This window comes from Sphingobacteriales bacterium (assembly GCA_012517435.1).
In the GTDB taxonomy this organism is placed as follows: Bacteria; Bacteroidota; Bacteroidia; order CAILMK01; family JAAYUY01; genus JAAYUY01.
The window spans coordinates 1-12,852 of record JAAYUY010000205.1 but is presented as its reverse complement, the minus strand read 5'-3'; the positions used below and the strand labels follow the sequence as shown (position 1 = coordinate 12,852).

6 protein-coding genes are annotated in these 12,852 nt (G+C 41.5%); all 6 read right to left on the bottom strand.

From position 1 onward, the window contains the following. Positions 1 to 4,479 (bottom strand): cell surface protein SprA (gene sprA / locus GX437_11285; protein ID NLJ08244.1); only part of this gene is annotated, 4,479 nt, incomplete at its 3' end. A 16-nt stretch (positions 4,480 to 4,495) separates the two neighbouring features. After that, on the bottom strand, positions 4,496 to 5,080 hold the full coding sequence (gene ruvA / locus GX437_11280) for a Holliday junction branch migration protein RuvA (protein NLJ08243.1): 585 nt from the start codon (positions 5,078 to 5,080) through the stop codon (positions 4,496 to 4,498). Between the two features lie 15 nt (positions 5,081 to 5,095). Further along, positions 5,096 to 7,369, bottom strand: coding sequence for an NADP-dependent malic enzyme (locus GX437_11275; protein NLJ08242.1), 2,274 nt, complete (start codon positions 7,367 to 7,369; stop codon positions 5,096 to 5,098). Between the two features lie 111 nt (positions 7,370 to 7,480). Beyond that, positions 7,481 to 9,883: an HAD-IC family P-type ATPase gene (locus tag GX437_11270; GenBank protein ID NLJ08241.1), complete on the bottom strand. Its 2,403-nt coding sequence runs from the start codon at positions 9,881 to 9,883 to the stop codon at positions 7,481 to 7,483. 25 nt (positions 9,884 to 9,908) lie between these two features. Further along, on the bottom strand, positions 9,909 to 10,610 hold the full coding sequence (locus GX437_11265) for a hypothetical protein (GenBank protein NLJ08240.1): 702 nt from the start codon (positions 10,608 to 10,610) through the stop codon (positions 9,909 to 9,911). 106 nt (positions 10,611 to 10,716) lie between these two features. Further along, on the bottom strand, positions 10,717 to 12,852 hold a 2,136-nt coding region (gene uvrA, locus GX437_11260), incomplete at its 5' end, for an excinuclease ABC subunit UvrA (GenBank protein ID NLJ08239.1).

Below are 12,852 nucleotides of genomic sequence, written 5' to 3'. Positions count from 1 at the left end.
GTTTACAAAACTATTGTCTTTTGACGGGTTTCTGACGCCAATCATGATGACTTTGACATTGCTGAGGTCGGGATTACCCAAAACCGTTATCCGGCCTTTATTGGCCTTATCGAACTGAGTAAAAGGCAGAATAAGGCTCGAACCGGGTGTTGTTTCCCTCAGTTGCCGGACCCTGAAAAATTCTTCAAATAAAATGTTTATTTCATTGATGGTATCCCAGATTAATTCGGCATCGCTGGTACCATAAGGCGTTGGTTTAAGCGGAATTTCATATTCGTAATAATTGCTGCTGAAATCGGTGCCCATGCGAATAAAGAGGGAGAGATCGCCATAGTTGAGTGTCTGACCTTTTTTCGCTTCAGCATGAACAAACATTCTGAGCCTTTTATAGGTTCTGACATCGAAAGAAACATTTTTATAGGCTGCACGTGCTTCACCATCCGGAAGACAGGTTGAAAAGCTAAGGGATTGTTCGTTGGCTTCGAGCAGTTCGTAGGTGCTGATGTCCTGTTCACGGATAATACCCGGTGGCAAGACATAGGGAATGGGGTCTCGTTTCCCGTTCGCTTCAATGTTAACGGTTGAAATGTCGAAAATGGTCGAATCAATGGGATCGCCCGGACCGGTTACCTCACCGGGAGCCTTCAGATCGTAAAGGTATTGCCGCCAGTCGCCACGAACCAGCTGAAGCCTTCCAAACCTAAGCACCACATCTTTTTCAAAATCAGTGAGAATCATTCTCATGAAGCGTATTGACTTAAAATCCCTGATCTGTCCGACACGTTTGTCATAGGCTCGGATAGGAATTTTAAACTGATACCATACGGCTTCATCATAACTGCCATTGCGTAGCTTAACCTTAACTACCTGTTTATCAACGATAAAGTTTTCCCCAACCGTCATATTCGGGTGGAGGTTAATATCATATTCGTAATAAGCTTCAATTTCATTGAGGGTAAAATCACCATTGGCATCTTCTACATCAGGGCTGAGGGTTCCTGTGGTTGAATACTGCTGGTTCTGGGTCGGAATAGGTGAATTTCCCTCTGTATTTCTGTAGTTTTTATATCGTTCAATGATGTCGGCATTGGCATTGTCGAGGTCATCTCCCCTGAAGAAATGATAATTGTCGGCAGAAGGGTCGTCCAGAATCAATTGTTTGGCGCCAGGGTCCATGTTAGGAAGTTTATCAATAAAGTCGGTTTTACGGAAATTATATTCTTCGTTGTCAGAAAGTCCGTCTAATCCGACATCCTGAAAATCACGTGCTGTCTGATCGTTGTCGAAGGCATAATTGATAGGATTGATGGTAGGAACTTTTCCCCAGATAGTATTGTTCACCTTTTTGTTGCTTGTATCTTTGGGCAGACCGTTTTCAAAAAACTTAGCCCCGTCACGGAGTACATCTTCAGAAATATCCCCGAGGTGAATGATCAGTTTGCCGTCATCAGGCTGAAAATCACTGTCGAGATAGGGATCGAGCAGCCAGAATTCGATATATTCAATGTTTGCGGCTTCAAAATCATTGGTTTCAATTTTACGCATGATTCCACCCCAGTTGGATTTAGGGTTTTTCAGCTTACCATAATAATCCAGGCTGGCATAGTCATAGTTATACGGGCCTCGCTCTGAAGGGAAATAAGCCAGATCGAATGTTCTGAGTGTTGAAGGCATCCCTGTCTGCATTTGTTTGAAAGGAAACAGCTCGGTTTCAAGTACTTCACGCATACGATGGCGCGACAACATGAAAGTATCAATATTTTTTGGCGTATTGGCCGTGCCTCTGTAGAATAGGTCATCAATGGAATACCATGATAGTTTGGCACGTCTGTAACCATTACGCAGATCGTTGGAATATTGCCCGTAAGGAAACTCGATGGGTTGCCCCTGTGGGGTTGAAGCCAATGACCAGTAATTTCCCATCCGGAGGTCATAGGGTATTTCACTTCCTTCAAAATCATCAATATAAGAAGTTCCTGAAGGTCCTATGGCTTTGGGATGGCCGGGTATGATTTGAGCAAATTCTCCTGTAATTAAAATTTCCGACATTTCCTTGGTCTCGATTAGCGGTATTCTGTCCACAAGTTTGGTCAGAAAGCGGCTATCGGTACGGTAACTTCCGTCAAAGCCATAAATCACGTTATTTAGAGGCTCGGTTCCTATATTGACTTTCTGTGTCAGTGGTTTTTCTTTCAGGTAAAGCAGGGTTCCCCCCAGGAAGAAATCTTCAGAAAATTTATAGTCCAGCCGGGTTCCAATCAGGGTCTTTTGCTGAATGGTAAATAATGAATTACTCTCACAGGTTACCTTAATGGGTTGTCCGCTGTTGAGGACACTCTGATTGATAATTTTAACGCGGCCTAAGGTATAATCTACTGTATAATCAATATTTTCACGAAGTTGCATCCCTCCTGCCGAAACGGTGACCGATCCTTCGGGAACCTGAATGGCATTGAGGGAAATCTCAGCTCCTGAACTACCCAGATAATACCCTCTGATATAAAATTTATCAAACTGTTTGAGCTGCTCTGCCTGAACCTGTGTGGAATCGTAAAGGGCATCAAAACAATAGTAATCTGCCAGTTTCTGATCTATGAATTTTTTTCTGAGTGTCGAGCCGAAAGGTTCCAGTGTGGGGAAAATGATAAGTCCGCGACCGGAGTTGATGGTTATTCCATCAATAAAGTCAAAAATACCATCCGGCTGATTGTGCTGGGTGCTGTTCAGGTTATCAAGATTGAGCACCTGAATAAGCAGTTTACCATTCAGCTGAGGCTCTGCACTTTCAGGAATATAGTTCAGATTGGCACCGCTTTTATCATCCTCGTAAATGATGTCGAGTTTAAACTCATTCGGTTGAATCTGCGAAGAACCAAGGCTGTAGATATTTTTCATCATGAGATCCCACATGGGGATGTCGGTACGCGTAGAGGTGCTTTTCAGCATTTTAACAAATAAAACATTGGGATTGTTTGGGTCGGGCGGAACATCCTGAGAAAATTCGCCTACCTGATACCTGACCCCGTTGAAGGTATATTCATAAGCAACAGCAAGGGCATAACCGGGATCGAGGCGCTGATTGAGGCTGATGTATCCCAGCTTGTCATTGATGGTGTATTCGTTGGGATTGAGCTTGCGGGCATTGTCAATTTTAATATAGTCCTGACCATTGTAAAATTTGGCCGATGTGGTCGAAAGTTTGGACAACTCCTGACTAACGGTTGCATTTGAACGAAATTCAGGTTTGTCAATATTTTCAAAGAGCGTGTTAGCCCCATTGTCGGGGTAATCGCTTTTGGGAAGAACAAAATCACCCTTGTCGGGATTCAGGTTGCTGCTGTTGTAAGGATGTGGCTCACCCAAATCCATGAAGGCCACCAGGTTGCGGGTATTGTTAAAATCAGCCGTACGGTTAATGACCCATACTTCCACTCGGGTAATCTGAATGGGTGAGTTGATGACAGGTAAGGTTTTTAAAGCCTGTTCATAAACATAGTTCCTGAAATACTGATTAAGAAAAAAGTGTTTGTTGGCATCGTATTCAAGAGAAGAAATGTTGAATGTGGTCTTCTGTGCACCGTTCTCGATGATGATTTCCTTTTTTTCACTCTTTTGCTGGGAAAATACATTGGTCATCATCAGCTTGCCAAACTGAAGCTTTGATTTGACACCAAACAGACTGGTACTACCGGTAATCAGCGTACCCTGAACTGGAAGACTCACATTTCCGGCTTCAAGCAGTTTAACGATATCGTCTTCTTTTCCTTCGTACCTGAGTTTTATTTCATTATCAAATTCAAAATTGCTTTCCGTGTCGTAACCTATACCAAGTCCTATTTTGTCGCCAATACTACCCCTGACATTTAGCTTGATTTTCTGGTCAAACTTAAACTGAGAGTTTCTTTGTTGCTGAAGTGTCCATGCCGGATTTGATATGCGGTTGATGTCGTAAGAAAAACTTAGCTCCGCCATTCCCTGGGGCTTAATGTCGATATTACCGCCAATAATATCTTCCACCACCTTGGGGGTTTTGATATTTATCTTGGGCTCAAATCCTTTTTCACGTTGAAGAAAATTCTGTGATTGCGATCGCTCTTTAAAGTAATCATGAATACTGTTGCGATTTTGCATGGCGATATAATCGGCCAGCGATATGACTCTTTCCTCTCCTATCCTGATTCCGCCAATGGTATTGTACATACGGTAATTTGAAAGGGAAGTATCGAGTTCTGTGTGGGTTTCGATGGCATCAGGAATAGAAAGGTCGAAACTGTGGCTTTTGCGGGGTGTCAACGGATCTAATGAACTGCTGACGGGATATTTCAATACAGCTTTTTTCCCTGTATCGTCAGGAACAAGTGGCTTTTTTACGGAAGAAAGCTGAACGGGGTGAGGCCCTCCTATTCCATAAACAAAAACTACTGCTGCAAACAAAACAACAACTGTCCTGACGGTATTTTGTAGAATCTTACTGTTCATTGGTGACGTCAATCGCTTACAATCCTTTTAATGATAGTTTGATAATCTCCTCAGCTGTTAGTTTTTGTTTGTTTTCTCTGATTATTTTAGTTACCGATTTTTCGGCTTCTGCTTTTTTGTAACCCAGCATCACCAGGGCACTGACGGCTTCATCAAATACTTCATCCGTAAACACAAGGGGTGAAAACAAGTCTTTCCCTGTTTTTTTCATCGAATCCTGAAGTTCAACAATCATTCTCTGGGCTGTTTTGGGGCCAATACCTTTAATAGATTTTAACAACGATACATTACCGCTTATTATTGCATTGATAATTTCATTTGTTTTCAGGGAAGAAAGGACCACCATTGCCGTGCCACCACCAATACCGGAAACAGAAATCAGGTCGCGGAACAAATCTCGCTCTTCTGCGGTTGAAAAGCCATATAAAATATGTGCATCCTCTTTGATGGCCAGATGAAGCAGAAGCGTACATTCTTTTAAGGAGGTTAAGGCTTCGTAAGTATTTAAGGAAATATTGATTTTATAACCGATATCTCCGGTTTCAATGACTACATAAGCCGGTGTAAGTGAAATGATTTGTCCCTTAATATATTCGTACATTAGTTTCCGGTTCTCCTATTCGTTGTTGTTGGCATCAATGACAGCAATCTGAACCATATTGACAATTTCATTAACAGAGCTGCCTAATTGCAAAATATGAACCGACTTTTTGAGGCCATTGACTACGGGGCCTATGGCTTCGCTCTGGCTCATTTCCTGAACAAGTTTGTAGGCAATATTTCCGGCTGTCAGATATGGAAAAATCAAGGTATTGGCCGGAGCATCCACCAGTTTTGAAAATGGAAAATGTTCTTTCAGCAATTCATTGTTAACTGCAAAATTGGCCTGCATTTCACCATCTACTATTAAATCAGGATAGTCTCTGTGTAATATTTCAACTGCCTCGCGGGTAACCTGAGGGATTTTTCCTTTGTTGGAGCCGAAATTGGAATAACTCAGGATGGCAACCCTCGGTTCAATGTTATACATCTTCACGCGTTTGACCGTTTGAAGTGTTATTTCAACAATATCTTCAGCGGAAGGATTCATGTTGATGGTTGTATCGGCAAAGAATACAGGGCCTTTTTGTGTAACCATGATATACATTCCGGAAACCAGGCGGCAGTCGTCTTTTTTCCCGATAATTTCAAGAGCCGGACGAATGGTATCAGGATAAGGCGTAGTCAGACCGCTGATCATGGCATCAGCAAAACCTGTTTCGACCAGAAACGGACCGAAATAGTTGCGGTGGCGTAATCTGTCTTTCGCCATTGCCAGAGAAATCCCCCTCCGCTGACGCTTTTCGTAATACATCTGAGCAAACTGTTTCCTTCTTTCCGATTCTTCCGGTGAACGCGGATCAATAATTTCAACTTCCTGCGGCAGGTCGATCCTGAATTCTTCAATAAGTTTCTTAATTTTATCCTTGTTACCAAGCAAGATAGGAACAGCCACGTTATCATTATAAACAATCTCAGCTGCTTTCAGAATTTTATAGTTATCGGCTTCGGCAAATACTACCCGTTTGGGATTCTGACGTGCTTTTGAGCGTATCTGCCTGATAAAACTGCTCTTCTTTCCTATCCTTCTCGACAACTCATCCTGATATTGTTCAAAATCAGTAATAGGGTTACGTGCCACTCCACTGTCCATAGCAGCTTTAGCCACAGCAGCCGAAACATAGCTGATCAACCTTGGATCAAACGGTTTTGGTATGATGTATTCTCTTCCAAAAGAAAGATTTTTAACATTGTAGGCAATATTGACTTCTTCAGGAACAGGCATTTTGGCCAGCTCAGCCAGTGCATAAGTAGCAGCCACTTTCATCTGGTCGTTGATGCAGGTTGCCCTTACATCCAAAGCACCACGGAAAATAAACGGGAACCCAAGTACATTGTTCACCTGATTGGGATAGTCGGAACGTCCGGTGGCAATGATGAGTGATTTTCGTGCAGAAATAGCATCTTCATAAGAAATTTCCGGAACCGGATTCGCCATGGCAAATATAATCGGATCGAAAGCCATTGAACGTATCATATCCTGAGTAAGCACATTCCCTTTCGACAATCCAACAAAAATATCAGCATCCCTGATAGCTTCCTCAAGCGTCCGGACGTTAATGTCAGTAGCAAATTCCTGCTTATATTTATTCAGGTCATCCCTGTCTTTTCTCAAAACTCCCTTGCTGTCGAGCATGATGATGTTCTCTTTTTTTATGCCCAGAGCCACATAATGTTTTGCACAGGAAATTGCACTTGCTCCAGCTCCGTTGAATACAACTCTCACTTTTGAAAGATCCTTTTTTACAATCTCAACAGCATTGATTAAAGCTGCTCCGGAAATAATGGCAGTGCCATGCTGATCGTCATGCATGACAGGTATCTGTAACTCGCTCTTCAGCCTTTCTTCAATATAAAAACATTCAGGGGCTTTGATGTCTTCAAGATTAATACCTCCGAAAGTAGGAGCTATCAGCTTACATGCCTCGACAAATTTATCGGGGTCTTTCGTATCAATCTCAATATCAAATACATCAATGTCAGAAAATATTTTAAAGAGAAGGCCTTTGCCCTCCATGACAGGTTTTCCTGCCAGAGGACCGATATCGCCAAGCCCTAAAACTGCTGTACCATCTGAGATGACAGCTACCAGATTTCCCTTTGCCGTGTATTTATATACATCATCGGGGTTGCGGTATATTTCCATGCACGGTTCTGCCACACCAGGTGTATATGCGAGAGAAAGGTCTTTCTGACAGCAGGTGGACTTTGTGGGGACAACCTCTATTTTTCCGGGCCTTCCCAGGGAATGATAATCCAAAGCCTCCTGAATTGTGAATTGTTTTGCCATTGTTTTTTTTATTTTAACTTTTTGAAAATCTTTTTTAAATATATTTCCAACCAATTTGCAAAAGTAAGGTTTTGAACTAAATATTATCAGTTTCCTGACTGAAAAATTATGTTATTTGCCACTCTTTTCAAGTCCCCTTTTCACAATGACATTGGTCATAAAAACCACAAAAGCAACAACCGTCACTGAGCTGGCCGGCATTAAAACGGCAGCAATGACAGGGGAAAGCATGCCACGGACGGCAAAATACAACCCGGCCATGTTATAAAAGAAAGAGATGAGCAGACTATAACGGATGACAGCAAGCGTTTTGGATGATAATCTTTTAAAATGGAGCAATTTATTGAACTGATTACCTTCCAGAATGGCATCACAGGCAGGTGAAAAGTGGAAAACCTTATCAGCAATACTGATGCCTACATGACTTTCGCGCAAGGCTCCGGCATCGTTCAGCCCATCGCCCACCATCAGTACCTTTTTCCCTTCCGACTGAAGTTTTCTGATATATTCCAGCTTTTGCACCGGTGAAAGATGAAAAGCAAAATGAGTGTTTTCAGTGAAAATCTTCTTTAACTGAGGAAGTTCATGCTCATTATCGCCCGATATGATGTGAATATGAAAGGCAGGAATCAGCTCGGCAGCCAGCTCTTTCAACCCATTCCTGAATTTCACACCTACCCTGAATTTCCCCTTAACCTGCTGATCAATTGAAATCCAGACTTCAGCATTTTCGGAAAAGGATGTTTCTGCTCCGGTAAATGCTGCTGATCCGACTAAAATTTTATGGGTTTCAACCCTTCCGGAAATACCGGAAGAAATAATCTCCTTAAAATCATCTACCTGTATATCAGGGTGATAGTATTCTTTTAAATAAAAAGCTATAGCACGGCTAAGCGGATGCACGGAGCTCCTGACCAGAGCATGAATCCATTTTTTTTCCTCATCTTTTAATTCATCACCCTCATAAACAACTTCACCCTCACTGGTATCTGTCAGTGTCCCTGTTTTATCAAATACAAAAGTATCACACTGATGAATTTTTTCAATAACTTCCGATTTTTTCAGAAAAAAACCGGCTTTACCAAAGAGTCTCATGCTGTTGCCAAATCCAAAAGGAATGGATAATGCCAGAGCACATGGGCAGGCTACAATCAAAACAGCAGTGGCAGCCCTGATGGCTAATGAAGGATTGACAAAAAGCCAGTAAACCGCTGTCAGGACAGCAATAGCTAAGACGATCACTGTAAAATGACGGCTTACCTTGTCTATCAACCGGATAAAAGGAGGTCTGTCGGTATATTTATAATCCTCCCTGTTCCACAATTCGGTGAGTCTGCTTTGTTGTACTTCTTTGTTGATCAATACTTTAACAGCATTTCCAATAATTTTTCCCCCTGCAAATAACTGCTGTCCCATGCTGATCAATACCGGTTTTGATTCTCCGGTTACAAAACTGTAATCTACCATAGCATTTTCCGACTGCAACTGTCCGTCAGCAGGTATCAGTTCCTGATTTCTGATGATAATCAGGTCTCCAATGGCTAATTTTTCAACAGGGATATAGTTTTCAGCCGATGAATCCGATTTCAGGACAGCAGCAGGAAAATAACTTTTGTAATCCCTTTCAAAGGATAGTGCCCTGTATGTTTTGTCCTGATACCATTTCCCGATGAGCAGGAAAAATATTAACCCTGAAAGGCTATCATAATAACCATGACCGGTTTGCGATATGGTTTCATAAACACTCTGAACAAAAATAGCCAGCATCCCGATGGCAATAGGAAGATTGATGTCGATAAAACGGTAGTAGAGATTTTTCAGCCCTGCCCTCAGGTAATCAAAACCGCAGAAAAACAATACAGGTAGTGAAAGAACAAGATTGAGCCAGGTAAAGAAATTCCTGAAAGGCTCTTCAATCAGCTCTTTACCGGGAATATAATAAGGCATGCTGAAAAGCATAATATTTCCAAAAGCAAATCCAGCCACACCTATCTTAATCAACAACATTTTGTTATACGGTTTGCTTTTGCCTTTGCTGATACTTTCCAGCGATATATGAGGTGTATATCCAAGAGAATCAAGCAGTTCGACAAGCTGTCGAAGACTGATTCTCTGATGTTCAAAAAGAATGACAGTCTCCTTTGTCGTAAAATTAACCTGCGACTGTATGACAGCCGGCTGAATACGATTGAGATTTTCGAGAAGCCAGATACATGAACTGCAGTGAATGGCAGGAATGTTTAAACTCACTTTTGAATACGTATCATCCTGAAATTCAATCAACTGTTTTTTGATTTCTTCTACATCAAGATAGGCAAATTTTTCGTTCTGAACTATGCTTTCCGTCTTGATTCCAGGGGTGCTTTCAAGCTCATAATATTTATACAGCTTATTTCCTTTCAGAATATCATAAACTGTTTTGCACCCATGACAACAAAAATTCTTGTCGTCATAAAACACCGGGTATTTGCCGCAATCATCCCCGCAATGAAAACATTTAATTTTATCAGACACCTGAAAAACTTAATGGCAGAAAATACTAAAAATCAGCCAGACGGGGAAAGAGGACCTGCTCTTCCAGCATGATATGTTCATACATATCATCTGAAAAATCCCTGACGAGCCTGAAATATTCCTTCCCATCCTTACCAAGGTCTTCAGGCGGGTCGTAGCTGTCGCACAGTTTATTAATTTCCTTTAACAATCCGGAAGCTTCCTCGTGTTCAAGAAAGGCTACATTAATTTTTTCCCTGAATAATTCTTTAATGTTACAAAGGTCATCCTTGTAATGCAGATACGTTCTGATAACGGGAAAGAGTTTTTTCTCTTCCATATCCATGTGAGGATAAATATCTTCAGCCATGGCAAAAATAAGAGAATAAAGATCTTTAATTATCTGATGATCATTAAGTTCCGATAAAATTTTACCTTTTTTCAGCAAAACAGGTAAAACAGATTTCAGCCGGCTGTGGTGGTATTGCTCAATATAATCAACTATTAAATCGGTCGAAGCATTTTTGTAATCAACGATGATATCTTTTAATTCCATATTTTTAATGAGCTCTTCCAAAAGATTTTCATAGTCTATGGCCGGATTTAGCTTTAACTCCTTAACTGTCAGGCTCAGGTTACCGTGAAGTTTTAATCCGTATTTTTCAAAAATAAATGCTGTTTTTATATTTTCAGAAATGATTTGTCCTACAAGATAATTTTCAATATCCGGATGAAACGATGTTTTCATAAAAAATTGTTTATTTTTTCAGCTTACAAATTTAAGGATTTTTATATACTCCATTCATCTGAACCGAATCAAAATGAAAGTTTATATCTTATTGGCTATCAATAATTTAACTTAATTTATTCATTAAAAACCTGGCGGTATGGGAATTTGGAACAGTTAAAATATCTTCCGGTTTCCCCTGAAAAACCACATAACCTCCTTTTTCACCACCTTCCGGCCCCAAATCAATAATATAGTCAGCATCTTTAATTACATCAAGCTGATGTTCAATGATTAACAACGTATGGCCATTTTTCAGAAGCTCTTCAAAGGCATTCATCAGTTTGTTGATGTCGTGCCAATGGAGTCCGGTGGTGGGCTCATCAAAAATGAACAAGGTATGACCAACATTCCGAAAGGCTTTTGAAAGAAAACCGGCCAGTTTCAGGCGTTGTGCCTCACCACCGCTCAGGCTGGAAGTTGGCTGTCCGAGTTTAAGATAATCCAATCCGGTCATCATCAAAGGCTCAAGTCCTGTAACGATATTTTTATGCTGGCTGAAAAATTCGCTTGCTTCGGCAACAGTCATGTTCAGCACATCATCAATATTCTTTTCCTTATAAGTAATCTCCAGAATATCAGGTTTATATCTTTTCCCTTTACATTCCTCACAAATCAGTTCCATATCAGCCAGAAACTGCATTTCAACGTTGATGACGCCATCTCCCTTACATTCCTCACACCTGCCGCCTTCCACATTAAAGGAGAAATGAGCAGGGGTAAATCCTTTAATTCTGGCTAAATTCTGCGAAGCAAAAAGCTCCCTGATGGCATCAAATACTTTCAGATAAGTGGCAGGATTTGACCTCCGGCTACGGTCAATGCTGTCCTGACTGACAAATTCAATGTGTCTGATCTGATTCAGGCTTCCTGAAATGGAAGTACAACCGGTAAAATCGGGGGGAAGCCCGTCTGCTAAAGGTTTGAGGCTTTCATAAATCACCTCGCTGACCAGCGTTGTTTTTCCTGAACCACTGACACCCGTTACCACCGTCATGGCATGAAGCGGAATGGATACATCTATACTTTTAAGATTGTGTTTTACTGCTTCCCTGACTTCAATAAAATCATCGAAATCCATTCTTCTTTTCCTGATGAGGACAGACATATCACCGGTCAGATAAGCATGTGTCAGTCCCTGAAATCCATTGCCTGCTTTTCCGGCATTTCCCTGAAAAACCAATTGACCGCCATTCGTACCTGCTCCGGGGCCCAAATCAATGATTTCATCTGCCGAACGTATTATCTCTTCATCATGTTCAACGACAATGATGGTATTTCCAAGTCTTTTCAGTTCTTTCAGAATTTCAATCAGTTGATGGGTATCTTTCGGGTGAAGTCCGATGCTGGGTTCATCCAGAATATACAGACTTCCGGTCAGGTTGCTTCCAAGGGCATAAATGAGCTGAATGCGCTGGTTTTCTCCTCCGCTCAATGTCCGTGAAGAGCGGTTGAGGGTCAGATAGCCAAGTCCGACTTTTTCCATCATTCCGAGGCGGGTATTGATTTCTGTCAGTAATCTACGTGCGGCTTTATTCCCTTCAAAAGCTATCTCCACCTCTCTCATAAAAGCTAAAACACTGCTGACAGGCTGGTTCAGTAATTCTCCGATTGACTTACCAAGAATTTTCACATAAGAAGCTTCTTTTCTGAGCCTTGTTCCCTTACATGCCCTGCAGGTAGTTCTTCCTTTCAGACGTGAAATTAAAATACGGTAGTGAATTTTATAAGCGTTTCCTTCCAGCATGGAGACAAAGTCCATGATGCCTTCCACATCCCCGTTTCCATCCCAGAGCAGGTTTTTTTCTTCTTCAGTCAGGTTTTTATAGGGCTCAAAAATGCGAAACCCATATTTGGGTGCTTTTCTGACGAAATCTTCCCTCCATTTGCCCATTTTTTCCCCTTCCCAACAACTGACTGCATGATCGTAAATACTCAGGTTTTTATTGGGAATGACTTTATTTTCATCGATACCGAGAATATCGCCAAAGCCACCGCAAACCGGACAGGCACCATAAGGGCTGTTGAAAGAAAACAGATCAGGCACCGGTTCATCAAACCTGATTCCATCGAGTTCGAGCAGGTTTGAAAACATTTTTATTTCATCACCGTTTACCTGTATCCAGCACCTGCCATTTCCTTCATTTGTTGCCGTCTGTATTGAATCAGCCACCCGGGTTCTGAACTCGTTATCATTCTTCCT

Coding starts and splice junctions, on each gene's coding strand:
- GX437_11275 (NLJ08242.1), bottom strand. CDS start 7,369: ATGGCAAAACAATTCACAATTCAGGAGGCTTTGGATTATCATTCCCTG.
- ruvA (NLJ08243.1), bottom strand. CDS start 5,080: ATGTACGAATATATTAAGGGACAAATCATTTCACTTACACCGGCTTAT.
- GX437_11265 (NLJ08240.1), bottom strand. CDS start 10,610: ATGAAAACATCGTTTCATCCGGATATTGAAAATTATCTTGTAGGACAA.